At 59.8% G+C, this 20,071-nt stretch carries 21 protein-coding genes; 5 read left to right on the top strand and 16 right to left on the bottom strand.

Annotated elements, in window-relative coordinates; translation table 11 throughout:
* Position 1: 1 nt before the first annotated feature.
* The 8 genes from QMO80_RS09045 to rfbA are packed head-to-tail and all read right to left on the bottom strand — an operon-like array spanning position 2 to position 7,135.
* Positions 2-847, bottom strand: coding sequence for an NAD(P)-dependent oxidoreductase (locus QMO80_RS09045; RefSeq protein ID WP_283199763.1), 846 nt, complete (start codon positions 845-847; stop codon positions 2-4).
* Complete coding sequence (locus QMO80_RS09050) at positions 840-1,553, bottom strand: nucleotidyltransferase family protein (RefSeq protein WP_283199764.1); 714 nt, start codon at positions 1,551-1,553, stop codon at positions 840-842. Before QMO80_RS09050 ends, QMO80_RS09045 begins: the two co-directional genes overlap by 8 nt.
* Positions 1,546-2,526 (bottom strand): NAD-dependent 4,6-dehydratase LegB, encoded by a 981-nt coding sequence (locus QMO80_RS09055; RefSeq protein WP_283199765.1) that lies wholly within the window; start codon positions 2,524-2,526, stop codon positions 1,546-1,548. The genes QMO80_RS09050 and QMO80_RS09055 overlap by 8 nt, the downstream gene beginning before the upstream one ends.
* Entirely contained in the window at positions 2,523-3,842 is a 1,320-nt protein-coding gene (locus QMO80_RS09060; protein WP_283200148.1) for an ABC transporter ATP-binding protein, read from the bottom strand. The genes QMO80_RS09055 and QMO80_RS09060 overlap by 4 nt, the downstream gene beginning before the upstream one ends.
* Positions 3,842-4,720 carry an ABC transporter permease gene (locus QMO80_RS09065; RefSeq protein WP_283199766.1) on the bottom strand — a complete coding sequence of 293 codons (879 nt, stop codon included), beginning with the start codon at positions 4,718-4,720 and terminating at the stop codon, positions 3,842-3,844. Before QMO80_RS09065 ends, QMO80_RS09060 begins: the two co-directional genes overlap by 1 nt.
* Positions 4,717-5,823: a DegT/DnrJ/EryC1/StrS aminotransferase family protein gene (locus tag QMO80_RS09070; protein WP_283200149.1), complete on the bottom strand. Its 1,107-nt coding sequence runs from the start codon at positions 5,821-5,823 to the stop codon at positions 4,717-4,719. Before QMO80_RS09070 ends, QMO80_RS09065 begins: the two co-directional genes overlap by 4 nt.
* A gap of 1 nt (position 5,824) precedes the next feature.
* On the bottom strand, positions 5,825-6,199 hold the full coding sequence (locus QMO80_RS09075; protein WP_138385042.1) for an FdtA/QdtA family cupin domain-containing protein: 375 nt from the start codon (positions 6,197-6,199) through the stop codon (positions 5,825-5,827).
* Between the two features lie 24 nt (positions 6,200-6,223).
* On the bottom strand, positions 6,224-7,135 hold the full coding sequence (gene rfbA, locus QMO80_RS09080) for a glucose-1-phosphate thymidylyltransferase RfbA (protein ID WP_369685935.1): 912 nt from the start codon (positions 7,133-7,135) through the stop codon (positions 6,224-6,226).
* 250 nt (positions 7,136-7,385) lie between these two features.
* Here rfbA and QMO80_RS09085 point away from each other — a divergent pair, with 250 nt between their 5' ends.
* Complete coding sequence (locus tag QMO80_RS09085) at positions 7,386-8,174, top strand: glycosyltransferase family 2 protein (RefSeq protein WP_283199768.1); 789 nt, start codon at positions 7,386-7,388, stop codon at positions 8,172-8,174.
* A 431-nt stretch (positions 8,175-8,605) separates the two neighbouring features.
* Complete coding sequence (locus QMO80_RS09090) at positions 8,606-10,531, top strand: bifunctional diguanylate cyclase/phosphodiesterase (protein ID WP_283199769.1); 1,926 nt, start codon at positions 8,606-8,608, stop codon at positions 10,529-10,531.
* Between the two features lie 41 nt (positions 10,532-10,572).
* Here the strand turns inward: QMO80_RS09090 and QMO80_RS09095 are convergent, their stop codons facing one another.
* From QMO80_RS09095 to QMO80_RS09105, 3 genes are read right to left on the bottom strand one after another with little or no spacing between them, the layout of a single operon-like run.
* Entirely contained in the window at positions 10,573-11,373 is an 801-nt protein-coding gene (locus QMO80_RS09095; RefSeq protein WP_283199770.1) for an anti-sigma factor, read from the bottom strand.
* Positions 11,370-11,975: an RNA polymerase sigma factor gene (locus tag QMO80_RS09100; protein WP_283199771.1), complete on the bottom strand. Its 606-nt coding sequence runs from the start codon at positions 11,973-11,975 to the stop codon at positions 11,370-11,372. The genes QMO80_RS09095 and QMO80_RS09100 overlap by 4 nt, the downstream gene beginning before the upstream one ends.
* A gap of 44 nt (positions 11,976-12,019) precedes the next feature.
* On the bottom strand, positions 12,020-12,556 hold the full coding sequence (locus QMO80_RS09105) for a tetratricopeptide repeat protein (RefSeq protein WP_283199772.1): 537 nt from the start codon (positions 12,554-12,556) through the stop codon (positions 12,020-12,022).
* Positions 12,557-12,725: 169 nt separating this feature from the next.
* Here QMO80_RS09105 and QMO80_RS09110 point away from each other — a divergent pair, with 169 nt between their 5' ends.
* From QMO80_RS09110 to QMO80_RS09120, 3 genes are all read left to right on the top strand, one after another.
* A complete protein-coding gene (locus QMO80_RS09110; protein ID WP_283199773.1) occupies positions 12,726-13,778 on the top strand; it encodes a type III polyketide synthase in 1,053 nt (350 codons plus the stop codon).
* Positions 13,775-14,278, top strand: coding sequence for an isoprenylcysteine carboxyl methyltransferase family protein (locus tag QMO80_RS09115; protein WP_283199774.1), 504 nt, complete (start codon positions 13,775-13,777; stop codon positions 14,276-14,278). The genes QMO80_RS09110 and QMO80_RS09115 overlap by 4 nt, the downstream gene beginning before the upstream one ends.
* Before the next feature lie 73 nt (positions 14,279-14,351).
* Complete coding sequence (locus tag QMO80_RS09120) at positions 14,352-15,599, top strand: FAD-binding oxidoreductase (protein WP_283199775.1); 1,248 nt, start codon at positions 14,352-14,354, stop codon at positions 15,597-15,599.
* Here QMO80_RS09120 and QMO80_RS09125 read toward each other — a convergent pair.
* From QMO80_RS09125 to QMO80_RS09145, 5 genes are read right to left on the bottom strand one after another with little or no spacing between them, the layout of a single operon-like run.
* The gene (locus QMO80_RS09125; protein WP_283200150.1) at positions 15,589-16,128 is read right to left on the bottom strand and encodes a gluconokinase; all 540 of its coding nucleotides are present in this window, start codon (positions 16,126-16,128) and stop codon (positions 15,589-15,591) included. The genes QMO80_RS09120 and QMO80_RS09125 overlap by 11 nt on opposite strands.
* Positions 16,129-16,151: 23 nt before the next feature.
* Positions 16,152-17,105 (bottom strand): peptide ABC transporter ATP-binding protein, encoded by a 954-nt coding sequence (locus QMO80_RS09130; RefSeq protein ID WP_283199776.1) that lies wholly within the window; start codon positions 17,103-17,105, stop codon positions 16,152-16,154.
* A complete protein-coding gene (locus tag QMO80_RS09135; RefSeq protein ID WP_283199777.1) occupies positions 17,102-18,118 on the bottom strand; it encodes an ABC transporter ATP-binding protein in 1,017 nt (338 codons plus the stop codon). Before QMO80_RS09135 ends, QMO80_RS09130 begins: the two co-directional genes overlap by 4 nt.
* Positions 18,118-19,008: an ABC transporter permease subunit gene (locus tag QMO80_RS09140; protein ID WP_283199778.1), complete on the bottom strand. Its 891-nt coding sequence runs from the start codon at positions 19,006-19,008 to the stop codon at positions 18,118-18,120. The genes QMO80_RS09135 and QMO80_RS09140 overlap by 1 nt, the downstream gene beginning before the upstream one ends.
* Before the next feature lie 9 nt (positions 19,009-19,017).
* Positions 19,018-20,022, bottom strand: a complete 1,005-nt coding sequence (locus tag QMO80_RS09145; protein WP_283199779.1) for an ABC transporter permease subunit — start codon at positions 20,020-20,022, stop codon at positions 19,018-19,020.
* Between the last annotated feature and the right edge of the window lie 49 nt (positions 20,023-20,071).

Genomic DNA, 20,071 nt, shown 5'->3' on the forward strand with positions numbered 1-20,071 from the left:
TTTACGACTCCTTCATCATCACGCGGATGCCGGCGGACAGATCCCATTCCGGCCGCCATCCGAGAACGGCGCGAGCCCGCGTAATATCGGCCCGCACGTCAGCTATTTCATTCCGCCGAACGGCGCAAGACGACACTACTGGTAGATCAGTGCCGGCCGCTTGCTGCAAGATATCGATGATTTCTTGCACCGAATACGACGTTCCGGAGCCGATATTGATGCAGTGGTAACCTTCCAACACATCCATGGCCTTGGCAAAGGCGCTCAAGACATCGTCAACGAAGATATAATCTCGCCGCGGACTGAGGTCCATGACCTGTATGTCCTGCCTCGCCCGTATCCGGTTCAGAAGCGTCGGTATCAGGAACTCCGGGCGCTGCCCAGCCCCATATATATTGAAAAGCCGCAATACCACCACCGGTATTTGCTCGTGTGTGGCAGCGAACTCACAGAGTTGTTCGGCAAGATGCTTGGAAAGAGCGTAAGGGTTGTTCGGCTTGACCGGATCGCTTTCCTGGATCGGCAGCCGCTCCGGCACTCCGTACACATAGGCGCTTGCGAAGACGAGCTTGGCCTTGTGCCGCTTGCACCAGTTCAAAGCATGCTGTGTACCGAGAACATTGGCGGCCATGAAGCTCGGGCCTTGTGACCAGCTGTCGGGAACGAATGTCCTGCCGGCCAGATGAAACAGCGTACGCGCCGGAGGGAGCTCCTGCCACATCCCTTCCTCGCTTATGTCGCCATGCGTCCGGTCACGTGCAAGCACATCGAAGCCGTCCCGCCCAAGCCTTTCGACCAGACGCTTCCCGAGAAAACCGCCAGCTCCGGTGACGATCGCATCAACCATTCAAGAACCTGGACTGCATGGTTTCGAACTGCTCGATCGCCAAGGCATAATCGTCAGGACGTCCGATATCGAGCCAATAGCCTGCAAAATCGCGAACAGTGGCAGGCTTTCCTGCCGCTAGAAGATCGAGCATCAACTGGTCAAAGCCGTAGGCACCGCGTTGCGGTATGTGCTCGACCGCCCCCGACGACACCATATAGACGCCCATGCTGACCTTGTATTCGGCCGTCGGCTTCTCTCGAAAGCCGGTCAGCAGCCCGCTCTCGCTGGTGTCGAGCACGCCGTAATCGATGCGATGCTGGCGTGTCTTGGACGAAATCGTGAATATATTGCCGTCGCGGACATGCGCGTCATGAAAATCGGCATAGTTCAGGTCCGTCAGAATATCCCCGTTCATCACCAGGAAATTTTCCGGCAAATCCTTGATCAGCCGGAGCGGCCCCATGGTGCCAAGCGGTTCGTCCTCGAGCGAATAATCAATACGCACGCCCCATTTGTCGCCATCCTGGAAAAAAGCTTTGATCAGCTCGGCCTGATGGTTGACGGCAAGCGTTATGTGCTGGAATCCGCCTGATATCAGCTGGCGAATGATGACTTCAAGGATAGGATAATCGCCGATCGGCATTAGCGGCTTGGGAAGCACGACGGTATAGGGCCGCAGCCGCGTTCCCATTCCTCCTGCCAGAATGACTGCACGCCTAGACATTGAAGATATCCGCCTTATACCTCGTCAGATTATCAGGCTGACGCAGCCATTCGATCGTTGCTCTGAGACCATCTTCCAGGGTGAAACGCGGCGAAAATCCCGTCAGAGACTTGATCAGGCTGTTGTCGCAGCACAAACGTTCCACTTCGCTGTTTACAGGACGCAAACGCTGTTCGTCGCATTCGATCTCGATGCCGACGCCGATGATGTCGGCGATCAGCCGAACGGTATCGCCGATCGATATCTCGCTGCCGGAACCGATATTCACCGTCTGGCCGACCGCTTCATTGCTGGCTGCGAGGGCCAGAAAGCCGTCGCATGTATCCTGTACGAAATTGAAGTCCCGCGTGGGCGAAAGCGCACCAAGCTTCAGCGTCGTCCGCCCGCTCAGCAGCTGCGAAATTACGGTTGGAATAACCGCCCTTGCCGATTGTCTCGGGCCATAGGTGTTGAAAGGCCGTGCGATCGTCACCGGCAGATTGAAGCTCGAATGATAGCTGTAAGCGATCGCATCGGCGCCGATTTTGGACGCCGAATAGGGCGACTGCGCCTGCAGGGGATGGCTTTCGCTGATCGGCACAAAACGCGCCGTCCCATAGACTTCGCTTGTCGAGGTCTGGATCACTCTTCCGACACCGGCGTCGAGCGCGCCTTGAAGAACGTTCAGCGTCCCATGCACATTGGTGTCAACGTAGCTTGAGGGAGCCTGATAGGAATAGGGAATCGCGATCAGAGCGGCGAGGTGAAAGATCGTGTCGACACCTTTGGCGACGGAGCGCATCTGGGCCGGATCGCGAACGTCTCCGAGGACCACCTCGAACTTGCCGCGGTATTCGGACTGATCGAGCCAGCCCCAGCTGGAAAACGAGTTGTACTGGCAGAGCGCGCGGACTTCTACGCCCGATCTCACCAGCGTCTCGACAAGATGAGAGCCGATGAACCCATCTGCTCCGGTGACAAGGGCCTTCTTCATTTCAAAACACCTTCAGAATCGCGCTGGAAGACCTTCTCAACCTCCCAAGGCAACTGTATCGCCGAAATCGACGGCTTCCGCTGTTGACCGAGCATCTGGATAATTCCGACATTATCCTCCACGTCAAACCGAATACCCTCGGCGACGGAATATATCGAGAATCGACTCGATATGCCCAAGCGCACGTAAAACGTGCCGGTGTTGAGGAGATATCCGGGAAATTTCACCCGGGCTCGGTAATAACCGGCAGGCCGGGCGTCCAGGCGGCTGACGTCGAGCTCGGGATCGGAAAGGCTGACGAGGGGCGTATAGCCGTCCTCCATCATGATCTGCATCCCGACCGAGAGGCCGGAAAGGGGCTCTCTCAACTCGTATTCCACCTCGACAGAGAAGCCTTCAGACAGTTCCAGCGTTCCCGAAACCTCATCCTTCTCGTTCAGCACCGCAACCCGGCAAATGACCGCCTTTCCGTCGACGTCCTCGGGATTGACCGTGTAACTTGCCGTGCCGCCGAATTCCGGGCGATCGAGATAGGCTTTTATCACATCTGCGGTATCGCCCATTGCAGCGACCTTGCCGTCGGCCATCAAAATCGATTTCGGGCAGATGCTGCTGATCGCCGTCATGTTGTGGCTGACGAAGATAATCGTTCGGCCGGCCTTCGTGACCTCTTGCATCCGCCCCATGCATTTGTTCTGGAAATTGACGTCGCCGACGGCCAATACTTCGTCGACCAGGAGTATTTCCGGCTCGAGATGCGCCGCAACGGAGAAGGCCAGGCGTACATACATACCGGACGAATACCGCTTCACCGGTGTATCGATGAATTCACCGATCTCGGCAAACTCTACGATTTCATCGAATTTCGATCTAACCTCGGAACGGCTCATGCCGAGGATCGCGCCATTGAGATAGACGTTCTCCCGGCCGGTGAGTTCCGGATGAAATCCGGTGCCGACCTCAAGCAGGCTGGCAATTCTGCCTCGTATGCCGATGAAACCCGAATTGGGCATGGTGATACGCGACATCACCTTCAACAGCGTGGATTTTCCGGCCCCGTTCCTGCCGATAATCCCGACGATCTCGCCGTGCCCGACCTCGAAAGAGACATCATCCAGCGCATGGAAGATATCTCCCTTCAGCCGCGACTGCGCGCCGCGGTGGGACGTATGATCGGATACCGAAACGTTCGGATCCGGAAGGTTGCGCCACTTTGCCCACCAGCTCTGAAGGTCGCGATAGAGGGTGCCGTGATTGATCACGCCAAGACGATAGAGCTTGCTGACGTGCTCCGCTCGAATAACGATGTCGTTCATCAGACGGTATCCATCGCGTTGGCTTCCGCCCGCGAGAAAAGTGCCAGCCCGCATAGGGTGATTGCGATCGTCACCGCAAGATTGGCGAGGCAAAGACCGACGGGCAAGGCGGGAGCGTCGAATAGCGCCCAGCGGAAAGTTTGAACCGGCGTCGTCATTGGATTGAGGTAATAGAACCAATGATACCGTTCCGGGATCTGGCTGAAGGGGTACACGATCGGCGTACCATACATCCAGAGCTGCGTCATGAACCCGACGGCGTAGACAAGATCGCGGAAACGCACCGTCAGCGCCGAAACGACAAGCCCGGCACCAATGCCCAGCACGGCGATATAGAGCAGCACCAGAGGCGTCAGAAACAGGAACCAGTAGTTCAGGGCCAGATCGGGATTGGCAATTTTCAACCCGATGGAAACCGTCAACAGGAGAAGGAACTGGATCGCAAAGGCGACAAGGCCGCTCATCGCGACGGATAGCGGCACCACAAGTCTCGGAAAATAAACTTTTCCAAACAGATTGGCATTCTTCGAGAAGACCTCGGAGTTATTGGTCAGACAGGCAGAAAAATAGCTCCAGATGATCGTGCCCGACATGTAAAACAGGAAGGGCGGAAGGCCATCCGTGGAAAGATTGGCAATTTTTCCGAACACGACATAATAGGTCATCGCCGTCAACGACGGTTGGATAATGTACCAAACGGGCCCGAGAATGGTCTGTTTGTAAAATGTCGTGAAATCCCGCTTGAAGAACATCCAGACGAGATCGCGATATTGCCAGACAAGGCCGAGATCCGGCGTATTGCCCCTGGAAGGCTTGATCACGATATCCCAATCGTCGTCCGCACGTGCCGAGGCCGGTCCTTTCAGGTGCTCTGTCATGCCGCCAACTTCAGCTTTTCCGGGAGTGCCGCAAGAAGGCTGCAGACGCGCTCGATCTCGTCTCTGCTATGCCCGGCTGAGATGGGCAGGCTCAGCTCGGTGGCATGCAGCTCATCGGCAATAGGATAATCGCCGGAAAGAATGCCTTGCATTGCCTTTTGCCGATGCGGCGCGATCGGATAATGTATCTCGGTCTTGACCCCGTTATCGAGCAGCCACTGACGCAATTCATCACGGGCCGGGTGCCGTATCCCAAAGATATGAAACACGTCATACTCGGCAGGTCGACGAAGCGGCTGCGCGAGCCATTTGGGCAGATTGGCAAAATAGATTTCGGCCAGTGCCCGCTTATGTTCAGTCACCTGATCGAGGTGACGCAGCTTGACCCGCAGGAATGCCGCCTGCATCTCATCAAGCCTTGAATTTACACCGATGTAGGCGTTTTCATATTTTTTCTTCGAGCCGTAGTTGCGCGTGTATCGCAAGCGATCTGCAAATTCGTCATCATCCGTGACGATCGCGCCCGCATCTCCGAGAGCTCCAAGATTCTTGGTCGGATAGAAGCTGAAGCAGCCGGCAATTCCAAAGGTGCCCGTCAGCTTGCCGTCATAGCGCGCGCCGTGAGACTGCGCGCAATCCTCGATCACCTTGAGACCATGTTCGTTTGCAAACGAGGCGATCTCGGTCATGCGGCAGGCTTTGCCGAAAAGATGCGTCACACAGATTGCCTGCGTGTCGCGAGTGAGCGCCGCGGCAAGGCGCTCCGGATCGATATTGAAGGTTTCGCGTTCGGGCTCCACCAGAACGGGTTTGTGGCCGGCGCGAAGAATTGCCAGAATAGTGGCTATATAGGTATTGGAGGCAACCATGATCTCGCTGCCTTTCGGCAGGTCGAGCGCTTCGATCGACAGGATCAGCGCATCCAGACCATTAGCCACGCTGATGCAATGCTTGCTTTCCGCAAAGGCGGCGAACTCGGCCTCGAACGAGGAGACTTCATTGCCAAGTATGTACCACCCGGAACGAATGACGCGGGAAGCAACCGCTTCCAACTCTTCCATCAGCGCACGGTTGGCCTGCGCAAGACTTTCATACTCAATCATCTCAGAGCCGTTCATAGGGGGTGTCGATGTAGTCGTCCTTATCATATCCGCGAGAGGCAAAAACGAGCAGGATTGAACCTGGACCAAAGGTCATTTGGTGCCAATCCCTCGGCTCTACCAGCAGGCACTGGTCCGGTGACGACAAGGTGATCTCTTCCCGGGCCTTTCCATCGTCCATCAAAATCATCACGCTTCCCGAAAGCGCCACCAACGCCTGACGAGTCTGGTGATGACGATGGCCACCGCGTGTATGTCCGTCGGCTCCATAGATCCAGAAGCTCCGGACGACCGGAAATGGCAGTATTCCGTCCATGACGGTCAGCGCGCCTCGTCCGTCGGACATCGTCTTTAACGTAAGCAGGGTAAAAGCAGACAAGATTGGTTTTCCAGTTTTGCCGGTTCAGCCGGTTGGGAAATGCGGAGCTGGCTCCCTCACCAGGCTGATGAGGTATCGACCGTAAGAGCTCTTTTCAAGTGGAGCTGCCAGCCTTAGCAACTGCTCGGCATCTATGTATTCCAAATGAAAGGCGATTTCTTCGGGGCAGGCAATCTTCAGCCCCTGGCGCCGCTCGATGGTAGCAATAAACTGACTGGCTTCAAGAAGCGAATCGTGCGTGCCCGTATCAAGCCAGGCATGCCCCCGCCCGAGGACGGCAACATTAAGCCTGCCGGCCGACAAATAATGCCGATTGATATCGGTAATTTCGGTTTCACCGCGCGGTGAGGGTTTCAAACCGGCAGCAATGTCAACCACGTCATTGTCGTAGAAATACAAACCCGTCACCGCGTAAGAAGAGCGGGGTCTGGATGGCTTTTCCTCCAAAGTGAGGACTTTGCCCTGACCGTCAAATTCCACCACGCCATACCGTTCGGGATCGTGGACTTTATACGCGAAGATCGTCGCTTCATCCGATCTCGCGGAAGCCGCGGATAAATCATGAGTCAGGAGGTTGCCGTAAAAAATATTGTCTCCCAGCACGAGGGCAGTTGCCTCTCGCCCTATGAATTCCCTGCCGATCGAGAATGCCTGGGGAATTCCCTCCGGCGCGGCCTGCACGGCATATTGAAGGTTTAATCCCCATTGGGCGCCGTCACCCAGCAGCTGTTCAAAACGCGGCGTGTCCTGCGGCGTAGAAATAATCAGAATATCCCGGATACCTGCCAGCATCAGCGTTGACAGGGGATAGTAAATCATCGGCTTGTCAAAAACCGGAAGAAGTTGCTTGGAAATGGCGAGGGTCGCGGGATGGAGCCGAGTGCCCGAGCCACCGGCGAGCAAGATGCCCTTGCGCAGCTTTTTCTTCGAAGACAAGAGACCTCCTGCAACCTGGTAAATCCGCATTCACGAGCCTGTCGTGATGACGATCGCTGTTCGACACTGCTCACTACAGATAGATTGATCGGCATGCAATGCACTTACCGAGACGCGAAGTGGCCCAATCGCGCATCAATCCTGTCTTGATGGAGGATAATCTGCCGTACTGGATTGCGACGCGGCCTTTCCGTCTGCTACGGGTTGGCTAGATTTCGCCCCTTAGAATGTGAGCAAGACACCCGTCAAAATGGCTGCAGACACTGCCGATCCACGTCCTCCCCGGATAAGCCTCATCACTGTTTGCTGGAACGCCGAGCGGACCATTGCCGATACGCTGCGGTCCATCGACGCTCAAACCTACCGCGATTTCGAGCACATCATCGTCGACGGCGGCTCGAGCGATTCCACGCTCGCCATCATCGCTTCGGCGCCGGCGGAAAATCGCCGCGTACTTTCGGGACGGGATGGAGGTATCTATGAGGCCATGAACAAGGGGATTGGCCTTGCGAGCGGCGACATCATCGGGTTCCTGAATGCGGATGACACTTTCGAGAGCAGCGGCTCTCTCGAAACTGTGGCCGCCGCGCTGGACGATGAAGCCTATGACGGCTGCTATGGCGATCTCATATACGTTTCCAACCAGCATACCGATCGCAAAGTCCGTTATTGGAGATCCTGCGCGTTTGAACCCGGTTCTTTTGGACGCGGCTGGTGTCCGCCGCATCCGACATTCTATATACGGCGCCGCATCTATGACCGGTTTGGGACGTTCGATCTGCGTTATCGACTGGCGGCCGACGTCGAGCTTATGATGCGATTTCTGGAAGTCGCACGCATCAAAACCATTTATATCCCCCGCGTATTGGTCAGGATGCGCTTGGGGGGCGCGACAAACAAAAACGTCCAAAACATATCGCGTCAGAACAAGGAAGTGCTGCGCGCGCTTGCCGAGCACGGCTTCAGGGTCTCGACTCCAGTGTTCTGGGCATCGAAGCTTGTAAACCGCCTTGGCCAGTTCCTCACACGAAATCGATAGCAGGGCTCCATCAGCGTCAAGGCGCGTCGTGTTCCGGCGGCGGACGACACTTTTGCCCTCACCGGGGCATCGGAGGCCGCCTCGCGAACTGAATATCCACTTTGCGAATAATCCCGCCACGCAATCGACTTGCGGTGCAGAAGCGTTAACGCATTGGATGCTTAGTTTGGTCGTGGAAATCCAAACGCCCAACTGGCTGCCTGTGCCAGGGACTTCCGTCGACGGCACAGCTGAGCGGTCTGTCGAGAGGTCCGAATGCAATCGAATGAGTCGATTGTATCTTTTCAAACAATGATCCCAAAGCCGATGGGGACCGTCGTGGCAGGCTGGTCAGAGGACACCATGGCTTACACCAACGTCGAGCAGAGCAGGCAAACATGAAAGCAGATCCGATCCCGTCGACGAGCAGGCTCGCGAAGGTTCGGGCGTTCATGTCCATACCTCTGGAAAAGCCGGAATTGCTCAAGGCGCAATACCGGGCCTTTTCTTATCAGCTGCCGCTCATGTATGTGATCCTGCTGACCAATACATGGGTGCTGGCGGCGACCCATATGTCGGTCGCGCCAACCTGGTTGGCCGTCTATATCCCGATCGTGCTGACATTGGTCTGCGCGGTCCGCCTTATGGCCTGGTCGCGCTCCCTGCGGGTTACACCGACCCATGAGGTCGCCGCACGGGCGCTGGCACGCACCAATCGCCTCGCCAGTATTATTGCCGTCGCCTTCACCGGCTGGGCTCTGCTGTTATTTCCTTACGGCGACGCCTATGCCAAGAGCCATGTGGCCTTCTACATGGCGATCACCGTTATCGGCGTCATTTTCTGCCTGATGCATCTGCGCCCGGCAGCCTTTACCGTCGCGGCCATCGTCAACGGCGCGTTCTTCATCTTTTTCGCCCTGTCGGGCAACTCAGTCTTCATCGCCATCGCCATCAATACCGGGCTTGTTTCCGGCACCATGCTGGTCATCCTCCTCATTCAATACCGGGATTTCACCCGGCTGATCGAGGCGAAGATAGAGACCGAGGCGCTCAGCAACGAGAATTTTCGGCTTGCCAATCTCGACAGCCTCACCGAGCTTCCCAATCGTCGCGCGTTTTTCTCCCATCTCGGGGAAGCTTTTACCGAGGCCGAGACCACCGGGCAGACGCTTGCGGTCGGCATCATCGATCTCGATGGCTTCAAGCCGGTCAACGACCTCTACGGTCACGGCATCGGCGACAAATTGCTCTACGAAGTCGGACAGCGTCTGGCCGGGCTGTGCGCGCAGAATATCCATCTCGCGAGGCTCGGCGGCGACGAGTTCGCGCTGATCATCTCCAGGCCTTCAAGTGAGACCGAACTGCTGGCCCTTGGAGAGAGCCTGTGCACCGCGCTGCGGGTGCCATTCGTCTTTGCCGAAGCCGCCGTCCAGATTTCATGCTCTATCGGCTTTGCGGTTTATCCTGAAAACGCCAAGAGTGCTGCGGATCTTTTCGAGCGCGCCGACTACGCGCTCTATCACGGCAAGCGGAGCAAACGCGGCAAAGCCGTTCTCTTCTCCTCGGACCACGATGCGGAAATCCGCCGCGATGCACGGATCGAACAGGTGCTGCAGATGGCCAATCTGCAAGAGGAACTCAGCGTCGTGTTCCAGCCGATCGTCGATGTCCGATTGGACGAGACTATCGGCTTCGAGGCGCTGGCGCGCTGGACGAGCCCCGTCCTTGGAAGCGTCTCGCCGGTGCAGTTCATTCCAGTCGCCGAAAGGGCGGGCTTCATCAATCGCCTGACGCGGCCGCTGCTGGAAAAAGCGCTCACTGTCGCGGCCGATTGGCCGGCCGGCATTCGTCTTTCCTTCAATTTGTCGGCGCAGGACCTGACCTCGCCGGAAGGCTTGCTGCATCTCATCAGCATTATCCACGCCAGCCGTTTCGATCCCAAACGTCTCGATCTCGAGATTACCGAGACAGCCTTCGCCGCCGATTTCGGTCAGATTCAAAGCGCGATCACCACGTTGAAGGCGCTCGGCTGCGGCATATCGCTTGACGATTTCGGCATCGGCTATTCCAGCCTTTCTCGGCTTCACGCCCTGCCGCTCACCAAGATCAAGATCGATCGCACTTTCGTGACCGATCTGCATCGGAAGCCGGCCAGCTATAAAATCGTCAAATCGCTGCTGGCGCTCGGTCGCGACATGGGCCTCGACTGCGTCATCGAAGGCGTGGAAACCCAGGAAGAAGTGACAGCCCTCAGAGAGCTCGGCGGTTTCCTGATCCAGGGCTATTTCTATTCGCGGCCGATACGAGAGGCCGACATCCCTGCGTTTTTGAATTTACAGTCCAACCTGTCGGTCCCAAATCGCGCTCGCCTTCACTGACCCGGCCAGCCTGTCAGCTCCGACTGTACGTAAGACATAGCTTACGCATCAATCCTCCCCCGCACTCCATCGGCAATCGCCGTCATCCTATCGGCCGCCGCATGGCCGATCAGCATGAAGGCGTGCGTACCGTTCGACCAGTAGACGACGTTCATACCCTTGCGGCTTTCGACATCCGGCGCCTTGGGGCCGGCATCGGAGCGGACGATGCAGAGCGCCATCGGCCCGGTTTCCGGGTCGAGATAGGCGATCTGGGCGAGCGGCTTGCCGTCATATCGCAGGAGCAGGGCGCGTTTGAAATCGATGCCCGGAAGCGCGACGGCTTCGGGGGAAAGCGACAGGCCGAGTTTTTCGTCGAAGGCGCCGAGCTGGGCCGCCTGGACGTCTCCGCCGGGCACAGGGCCGGCCAGCGTTTCCGGCGTATAGAGCGAGATATAATCGGCGACCACGGCACGCCATTCGCTGTTTTCGTCCTTTGTCGAAAAGCCTTTGCCGATGCCGAGGACGGCGCGGTCGATCGCGATGCCGGCAACCAGCGAGGCGGCAAGCGCGCCGAGGAAACGGCGGCGGCCGGCCAAGGCCTGCGTCGAACCGGGTTTTGCGCCCTCACGCGGGATGGCGGCGAGCATCATCTCCAATTTTTCACGCGGGGCCTGCGACAGCAGGGGGGCGAAGGCTTGTTCGAACGGCAGGCTGGCGCGCGCCAGGAATTCCAGTCGTTCGGCGACAGCCTTGTCCTCGTTCGCCAGGGTTTCGATGCGCGCGGCCTCTTCAGCCGTCAGTTCGCCGTCGATGAAGGCGGTCAGTTCCTCGTCGGAGGGAATGGTGTATTTCGTGATCATTGCCGTCCCCTTTCCGTACCGTTGCCGGAGAGCCTGGCGCGGGCAGACGCCAGCCGGCTCATCACGGTCCCGATCGGAATATCCAGTATGCCCGCAACCTCGCGATAGGAAAGCCCTTCGACATAGGCGAGGAAAACCACGGTTCTCTGCGCCTCGGGCAGCGCACACACCCGTCTCAGCACCTGGCCCGCCATCACATGGGTCTCCGTGTCGTGCGCGCCGTCGAAGGTCAGTACCTCGCTGGCATCGACGAAACCCTGGCCTTCACGCACCCGACGGGAGCGGATTTCGTTGAGCCAGATCGAATGCAGGATCGAAAACAGCCAGCGGTCGAGCCGGGTGCCGGGAACGAACTGATCGGCACGTTCAAGCGCGCGCAGGCAGGTCGCCTGCACCAGGTCATCGGCGACATCGCGCTGATGCGAGAGAACGAGACCATAACGCCAGAGCCTTGCCAGATTCTCCGTCAGGCCGCTCCTGATATCCGCTGCGCTGGCGATGGCCGCCTCCGACGATCCTGCATTCTTCGAAACCGCCGGATGAACCGGCGATTCCGTTCTCGCGCGACTATAGGCAGGAAATGAGGTACGCGCGACCGACATTCTCACATGCCTTTCTGGCTCCATCTACCCGCCCACGCCGGCAATCAGATCTTCGACGGATCGAGGATGGCGGCGTTCAGATCCTGATACTCCTCGCAGGCCGTGCCGCAGATCGCCTTTATCGTCGTCAGCTGTTCCTTGGCGAGATCGAGCCGGCCCTTGATGACATAGGCTTCGCCGAGATATTCGCGGACCTTGGCGTATTTCGGATCCATCTTCACCGATTGGAGGTAATAGGAGATGCCTTCGTCGGTGCGGCCGAGTTTGCGGGTGGCATAACCGCGATAGTTCAGCACCTCGGCGCTGTTCTGATCCTTGACCGTGTCGAGCACGGCAAGCGCCTCCTCATAACGGCCGGCCTTGGCCAGCGAATAGGCATAATCGGTGCGGTTCTCGTCCGAGACGTTGGCGCTCTGCTGCTTGACGCATTTCTTGGTCTTCTGGTCGTAGATCTCGCCCTTTTTGCAGGTCGGCATCGTGCTGTTGTCATTGCCGACCGCAAAGACCGGGCCGGAGACGAGGGAAGCGGCAAGGCAGCCGCCGAGAAGGATGGAAGCGAAACGGGCTGTCATGATCGTCATGGGATAACTCCTGGAAAGTGACGTTGCGAGGAGAAAACACCGCTGCCCCGGGCTTTATTCGGCAGGCTCTCTATTTTCGTCATCACGGCTTCGTGAAGCCACCGAGGCCGAATAGATCGTCGAAACCGAGTGTTCTCAACGTTACGCCGGGAACGACAAGGAGAATTTCGTGACAGATAGCGTAAAACTCGTCAGCCTCGCCGTCGCCGCACCCGAACATGTCATTTTCCAGCAACAGGCGCTCGAAGCCTCCGCCCGGCTGTTTGCCAACCGCTTCGAGGATTTCAAGCACCTTGCCCGCGTCTTCGACAGTGCCGGCATCAAGAAGCGCCATGCTGCCCGGCCGCTTGCCTGGTTCGACGAAGCCCATGGCTGGCAAGACCGGATGGAGGCCTATGCGGAGGTGGCAGGCAAGCTCTTCGTCGAGACCGCCAGCTCGGCCCTTCATCAGGCAGGGCTCGAGGCCGGCGATGTCGACTGTGTCGTCACGGTCTCGTCCACCGGTTTTACGACGCCGAGCCTCGATGCGCAGATGGCCCGCCGGATGGGTTTCAGGGCCGATATCGAGCGGGTGCCAGTGTTCGGGCTCGGCTGTGCCGCCGGTGTGTCGGGCTTTGCGATCGCCTCGCGGCTGGCGCGAAGCCGGCCGGGCGCCGTCGTGCTCTTCATCTCGATCGAGCTCTGCACACTGGCCTTCCGGCTGGACGAGCTGACGCGGCCGAACATCATCGCGACGGCGCTGTTCGGCGATGGTGCCGCCGCCTGCGTGCTGCGATCGGGCGAAGGCGGGCTGGCGGAAGTGGAATCGACCGGCGAGCATCTCTTTCCCGACACCCTCGATATCATGGGCTGGAAGATCGACGACGGCGGCTTCGGCATCGTGCTGGCGCAAGCCCTACCGCCCTTTGCCGAAAAGGAACTCGGCCCGGCGGTGACGGCCATTCTGGCAAGAAACGGGCTGACACCCGACGATATCGGCCGCTTCATCTGCCATCCCGGCGGCACGAAAGTGCTGGCCGCGATGGAAAGCGCACTGTCGCTGACGCCTGGCTCCCTCGATCACGAGCGCGGCGTGCTTGCCGACTACGGCAATATGTCCTCGCCGACCATTCTCTTCGTGCTGGAGCGGGCGATCCGCGCCGGATTGCCGGAGCGCGCCGCGATGATCGCCATGGGGCCGGGTTTTTCGGCAAGCTGCGTGACGCTCAGGAGGCTGGCATGATGTGGCCGTCGATCGCGCTGCTTACCTTCGTGACGCTGCAGCGGTTTGGCGAGCTCGTGCTCGCCCGGCGCAACACCGCTGCCCTTCTTGCCAGAGGCGCCAGGGAAGTGGCGCCGGAGCACTATCCCGCCATGGTGGCGCTGCATGCCGGCTGGATCGTCGGCCTGTGGCTGCTGGCGCCCGGCAGGCCGGTCGAGCTCTTCTGGTTTGCCGTCTTCATCGGGCTGCAGGCGCTGCGGCTCTGGGTGCTGGCGACGCTGAAAGACCGCTGGACGACGCGCATCATCATCCTGCCCGGCGCGCCGCTCATAATGTCAGGCCCCTATCGCTTCCTCCGGCATCCGAACTACGCGATCGTCGTCGGCGAGATCGCCGCCCTTCCTCTCGCCTTCGATCTCCCCTTTTACGCGATCGGCTTTTCGCTGCTCAACGCGTGCGTTCTTTATGTCCGCATGAAGGCCGAAAATGCCGCACTGAAAAGCGCAGTGATTATGAAATGAATGCGATTTTTCGTTTGCGCCGCAGTATCGGCGGGAGCATTTTCACCCCGATAACGAAACGGAATGCAGGGGAATGACGAAAAACGCAATCGTGCTCGGCGCCGGCATCGTCGGGGTGTCGGCGGCCATCCATCTTCAGCGGCGCGGCCGGCAGGTGACGCTGATCGACCGCAAGGATCCGGGCAGCGAAACCTCCTTCGGCAATGCCGGCCTGATCCAGCGCGAAGGTGTTGCGCCCTACGGCTTTCCTCAGCAGCTCGGTCTTCTCATGCGCTATGCGCTGAATAACCGCATCGACGCGCATTACCACCTGCGCACGCTGCCGAGCCAGCTCGCCTTTCTCGCCCGCTACTGGTGGAATTCCAATACACGGCGCCACGCACTCATCACCCGGGCTTATGCGCCGCTGATCGAAAATTCGATTCCCGAACACAAGGATCTGATCAAGGCCTCGCATGCGGAAGCCCTGATCCGCAGGGATGGCTGGATGAAGATCTTTCGTACGGAAGCCAAGCGCGATCAGGCCTTAGCGGAGGCCGCACTCTGGCAGAGTGAATTCGGAGTGGAATATGACAACCTGACGTCGGCCGACATCGCCCGCATGGAGCCTGACATGACAGGCGATTTTGCCGGCGGCATCCGCTGGCGCGATCCCTGGTCGGTGCTCGACCCGCATGCGCTGACATCGGCCTATCGCGGCTATTTCGAAAGCCTCGGCGGAAGGTTCGTCACAGGTGACGCAGCCTCATTCGGCCCGTTCGGTTCCGGCTGGAAGATCATGACTGCGGAAGGCGCGCTCGAAGCCGACGATGCGGTGATCGCGCTCGGTCCCTGGGCGGCGCTCGCAACGCGACGGCTCGGCTATTCCTTGCCCCTCGGCGTCAAGCGGGGCTATCACATGCATTATGCCGCCAAGGGCAATGCCGTGCTCAACAACTGGATGCTCGATGCCGAACGCGGCTATCTCCTGGCGCCGATGCGTCGCGGCATCCGGCTGACGACGGGAGCGGAGTTCGCAACGCTCGACGCGCCGAAGACGCCGGTCCAGCTCGACCGGGCCGAAGCCGTGGCGCGGACGATCTTCCCGCTCGGCGACAGGCTCGACCCTGAACCCTGGATGGGCGCGCGTCCCTGCACGCCGGATATGATGCCTATTATTGGCAAGGCGCCGCGTCATCAGGGCCTGTGGTTCGCCTTCGGCCATGCTCATCATGGGCTGACGCTGGGACCGGTGACGGGCCGTGTGCTGGCCGAACTCATCACCGGCGAGACGCCGTTCATCGATATTGCGGCCTATTCGCCTGAGCGTTTCAACCCGTGACGCCGAGAGCAACGAGGCCTTCGAGGGCCGTTGCTTCGATACCTTCCACGGTGTCGTCGATATCGACGGTGACGACACCCTGTTCGCCTGTCGGCGCCTCAAGCGTCGCCAGCTGGCTTTCAAGCAGCGAGACCGGCATGAAATGACCTTTGCGCTCGCCCATGCGCCGCGTCAGCAACGCTTTTGAGCCTTCGAGATAGACGAAGACGAGATTGCCGCCGGCAGCAGCCCGCAGCCGATCGCGATAGATGCGTTTCAGCGCCGAGCAGGAGACGATGATGCCCTCGCCCTTCTCCAGCGAGGCCTTCATCTCTTCGCCGATGCGATCGAGCCAAGGCATCCGGTCCTCGTCGGTCAGCGGAATGCCCTTCGACATCTTCTCGACATTGGCGGTCGGATGCAGCGCATCGCCTTCGACGAAGGAGATGTGCAGGGCCTCGGCGAGCTTTTCGCCGACGGAGGATTTGCCGCAGCCGCTGACGCCCATGACGATGATCGCGTGGGGTTTGTTCATCCGCTCCGACATGATCCCTCCTTGGCGTTCCTTCCCGCTCAATCCAGCGGGAAATGACAGGCATATTGTTGCGCACCCTCTCCCCTTAATTCGGGCGAGACTTGGCGACAATGCTCCTGCGCCTTCCAGCAGCGCGGATTGAAGTGGCAGCCGGACGGCGGCTTCAGCGGCGACGGCAATTCGCCCTGCAGGCGGATGCGGTTCTTGGCGCGTTCCGGATCGGCGATCGGTGTGGCCGACAGCAGGGCGGCGGTATAGGGATGGCGCGGCCGGGCGAAAACCTCGGCGGCCGGACCGGTTTCGACGGGACGGCCGAGATACATCACCATCACCTCGTCGGCGATATGGTGGACGACGGAGAGGCCGTGCGAGATGAACAGATAGGCAAGCCCCATCTCCTTCTGCAGGTCCATCAACAGGTTCAGCACCTGCGCCTGGATCGACAGGTCGAGGGCCGACACCGGCTCGTCGAGCACCAGCACCTTCGGCCGCAGCATCAAAGCGCGGGCGATGGCGATGCGCTGGCGCTGGCCGCCGGAGAACATATGAGGATAACGGCCGTGATGCTCCGGACGCAGGCCGACGCGGGCCATCATCTCCTCCACCTTGCGGCGGCGGGCGGCGGCGTTGAGATCGGTGTTGATCTTCAGCGGCTCTTCGAGGATCGCGCCGACCTTCTGGCGCGGGTTGAGCGAGCCATAAGGATTCTGGAAGACGATCTGCACCTGGCTGCGCAGGCTGCGGTCACCGACATGGGCGGGCTTGCCGTCGATCAGCAACTCTCCCGCTGTCGGGTTCTCGATCATGGTGACCAGGCGGGCGAGCGTCGACTTGCCGCAGCCGGATTCGCCGACGACGGCGAGCGTCTTGCCGGACTGCAGGCTGAAGCTGACGCCGTTCAGCGCCTTGACCGTGGCATCGGCTTTGAAGAGGCCGCGGTTGACGGTGTAGAAGCGGGCGAGATCCCTGCCCTCGAGAACAGCGCCCGTCATACCAGGTCTCCTGCAGTTTCAACGGCCATGACACCGGGATGCCCGAGCGGCTTGCCGTCCTTCAAAGGATAGTTGCAGAGCGCCAGCCCGAGCTCCGGCCCCTGGCGGACGACGCCGCGTTCGCATTCGACCGTGGCGTAGCCACAGCGCGGCGCGAAAAGACAGCCCGTCGGGCGGCCGTGCTGACCGGGAACGACGCCGGCGATGGAAGGAAGCCGCTGACCGACTTCGGCGCGTTCCGGCAGAGCGGCGAGCAGCGCTGCGGTATAGGGGTGATGCGGGTCGCGGAACAGCGCCTTCACCGGCTGTTCCTCGACCTTCTGGCCGGCATATTGCACCTGCACGCGCTCGGCGGTTTCGGCGACGACACCCATGTCGTGGGTGATCAGCACCAGCGCCATGCCCTGCTCCTTCTGCAGGCGCACGAGCAGATCGAGGATCTGCGCCTGGATCGTCACGTCGAGCGCAGTCGTCGGCTCATCGGCGATCAAGAGCTTCGGATTGCAGGCGAGCGCCATGGCGATCATGACACGCTGGCTCATGCCACCCGACATCTGATGCGGGAAGTTCGACAGGCGGTCTTCCGGCGCCGGGATGCCGACGAGGTTCAAAAGTTCGATCGAGCGTTCGCGGCGCTCCTTGCGGTTGAGGCCCATATGGACGCGCAGGGTCTCGCCGAGCTGGAAACCGACGGTGAAGCACGGATTGAGGCTCGACATCGGCTCCTGGAAGATCATCGCCATGTCCTTGCCGACGATCCTGCGACGCTGTCGTCCGGAGATCCCCCGCAGATCCTGGCCGTCGAACTGCAGGCGGTCGGCGGTGATCTTCGCCGTCCAGGGCAGAAGCCCCATCAGCGCCAGCATGGCGACGGATTTGCCCGAGCCGGATTCACCGACGACCGACAGGATTTCGCCCTTGTCGCAGGCAAGCGAGACACGGTCGACGGCGCGGAAGAGACCGGACGAGGTCTGGAACTCGACGGTCAGATTTTCGATTTCGAGAAGTGGCATCACGACCTCTTCAGCTTGGGGTCAAGCGCATCGCGCAGGCCGTCGCCCATCAGGTTGATGGCAAGAACGGTGATGAGGATGGCAAGGCCCGGGAATGTTACGACCCACCACGCGCGCGAGATGAACTCGCGGGATTCGGCGAGCATCGTGCCCCATTCGGGTGTCGGCGGCTGGGCGCCCATGCCGAGGAAGCCGAGGGCGGCGGCATCGAGGATCGCCGCCGAGAAGGCGAGCGTCGCCTGGACGATCAGCGGCCCAAGACAGTTCGGCAGGATCGTCTTGAACATCAGGCGGAAAGTGCCGGCACCGGCGACACGCGAGGCGATCACATATTCCTTCTCGCGCTCCGATATGACCGAGGCCCGCGTCAGGCGGACGAAATGCGGCTGGTTGACCAGCGAAATCGCAATCATCGCATTGGTAAGGCCCGGGCCGAGCACCGCCACCAGCACGAGAGCGAGCAGCAGCGACGGGAAGGCCAGGATGATGTCCATCAGTCGCATGATCGCCGTATCGATCTTGCCGCGGAAATAGCCGGCGACGAGGCCGATCAGGACGCCGCATACGACCGAAAGCGTGACGACGACGACGCCGATGAAGAGCGAGAAGCGCGCGCCGTAGATAAGGCGCGAGAGGATATCGCGGCCGACGGCATCCGTTCCGAGCGGGAAGGCGATGCTGCCGCCCTCCATCCAGGATGGCACGGCCAGCAGCGCCTGGCGGTTCTGCTCGTTCGGCGCATGCGGCGCAAAGATCGGCGCGAAGACTGCGACGACCAGGATGAGGATGAAAACGACGAGGCCGATGACGGCGCCCTTGTTGCGGGAGAAATAGTGCCAGAATTCCGCAGCGGCGGATGGCTGGACTGATTTGACGGTGACGGTGCTCATGAACCGCTCCTAGTGACGAATGCGCGGGTTGATGAAGCCGTAGAGGACATCAACAATCAGGTTGACCATCATGATCACGCCGGCGATCAAGAGAAGCCCGCCCTGGACCACGGCGTAATCGCGCTTGAAGACCGAATCGACCATCCATTTGCCGATGCCCGGCCAGGAGAAGATCGTCTCGGTGAGGATGGCGCCGGCCAGAAGAACGCCGATCTGCAGACCGATGGTGGTGATAACAGGGATCATCGCATTGCGCAGCGCGTGCACGCCGACGACGCGCAGCGGCTTCAGGCCTTTCGAGCGCGCGGTACGGACATAATCTTCGCCGAGAACCTCGAGCATCGCCGAGCGCGTCTGGCGCGCGATGACGGCAAGCGGGATGGTCGCCAGCACGATGGTTGGCAGGATGAGGTAGCTGACGGCCGAGGAAAACGCCCCCTTCTGGCCCGACAGCAGGCTGTCGATCAGCATGAAGCCGGTGACCGGCTTGAAGAAATACATCAGCGAGATGCGCCCGGAAACCGGCGTCCAGCCGAGATAGCCGGAGAAGAAGATGATCAGCAGCAGGCCCCACCAGAAAATCGGCATGGAATAGCCGATCAGGGCAACACCCATCACGCTCTGATCGAACCAGGTGCCTCGCTTGACGGCGGCAAAGATGCCGGCGGGCACGCCAAGACAGACGGCGAGGATGATGGCACAGAAGGAAAGTTCCAGCGTCGCCGGAAACAACGTCAGGAATTCGCCGAGAACGGGCCGCTTGGTGACGATCGAAGTGCCGAGATCGCCGTGCAGCACTTTTACGATATAATCGAAATATTGCACATAGATGGGCCGGTCAAAACCGAGATCGTGCATGATCTGGGCGTGGCGTTCCGGCGCCATGACACGTTCACCCGACAGAAGCATAACCGGGTCGCCGGGAATGAGGCGGATGAACGAGAAGGCAATGAGTGAAACGCCGAGAAATGTCGGGATCAGCACCGCGAGGCGGCCGATGAAAAAACGCAACATAGCAGGTTTTCCAATAGTTTCCGGCGGTCAGGGGAGCCTGACCGCCGGC

Origin of the sequence: Rhizobium sp. BT03, assembly GCF_030053155.1 — a bacterium.
In the GTDB taxonomy this organism is placed as follows: domain Bacteria; phylum Pseudomonadota; class Alphaproteobacteria; order Rhizobiales; family Rhizobiaceae; genus Rhizobium.

Excerpts from the sequence above, each read along its gene's own strand:
- QMO80_RS09130 (WP_283199776.1), bottom strand. The coding sequence starts at position 17,105 with ATGACGGGCGCTGTTCTCGAGGGCAGGGATCTCGCCCGCTTCTACACC.
- QMO80_RS09065 (WP_283199766.1), bottom strand. The coding sequence starts at position 4,720 with ATGACAGAGCACCTGAAAGGACCGGCCTCGGCACGTGCGGACGACGAT.
- QMO80_RS09120 (WP_283199775.1), top strand. The coding sequence starts at position 14,352 with ATGACGAAAAACGCAATCGTGCTCGGCGCCGGCATCGTCGGGGTGTCG.
- QMO80_RS09060 (WP_283200148.1), bottom strand. The coding sequence starts at position 3,842 with ATGAACGACATCGTTATTCGAGCGGAGCACGTCAGCAAGCTCTATCGT.
- QMO80_RS09105 (WP_283199772.1), bottom strand. The coding sequence starts at position 12,556 with ATGACGATCATGACAGCCCGTTTCGCTTCCATCCTTCTCGGCGGCTGC.
- QMO80_RS09090 (WP_283199769.1), top strand. The coding sequence starts at position 8,606 with ATGTCCATACCTCTGGAAAAGCCGGAATTGCTCAAGGCGCAATACCGG.
- QMO80_RS09045 (WP_283199763.1), bottom strand. The coding sequence starts at position 847 with ATGGTTGATGCGATCGTCACCGGAGCTGGCGGTTTTCTCGGGAAGCGT.
- QMO80_RS09115 (WP_283199774.1), top strand. The coding sequence starts at position 13,775 with ATGATGTGGCCGTCGATCGCGCTGCTTACCTTCGTGACGCTGCAGCGG.
- QMO80_RS09055 (WP_283199765.1), bottom strand. The coding sequence starts at position 2,526 with ATGAAGAAGGCCCTTGTCACCGGAGCAGATGGGTTCATCGGCTCTCAT.
- QMO80_RS09145 (WP_283199779.1), bottom strand. The coding sequence starts at position 20,022 with ATGTTGCGTTTTTTCATCGGCCGCCTCGCGGTGCTGATCCCGACATTT.
- QMO80_RS09085 (WP_283199768.1), top strand. The coding sequence starts at position 7,386 with ATGGCTGCAGACACTGCCGATCCACGTCCTCCCCGGATAAGCCTCATC.
- QMO80_RS09100 (WP_283199771.1), bottom strand. The coding sequence starts at position 11,975 with ATGTCGGTCGCGCGTACCTCATTTCCTGCCTATAGTCGCGCGAGAACG.
- QMO80_RS09050 (WP_283199764.1), bottom strand. The coding sequence starts at position 1,553 with ATGTCTAGGCGTGCAGTCATTCTGGCAGGAGGAATGGGAACGCGGCTG.
- QMO80_RS09070 (WP_283200149.1), bottom strand. The coding sequence starts at position 5,823 with ATGATTGAGTATGAAAGTCTTGCGCAGGCCAACCGTGCGCTGATGGAA.
- QMO80_RS09140 (WP_283199778.1), bottom strand. The coding sequence starts at position 19,008 with ATGAGCACCGTCACCGTCAAATCAGTCCAGCCATCCGCCGCTGCGGAA.
- QMO80_RS09095 (WP_283199770.1), bottom strand. The coding sequence starts at position 11,373 with ATGATCACGAAATACACCATTCCCTCCGACGAGGAACTGACCGCCTTC.
- QMO80_RS09135 (WP_283199777.1), bottom strand. The coding sequence starts at position 18,118 with ATGCCACTTCTCGAAATCGAAAATCTGACCGTCGAGTTCCAGACCTCG.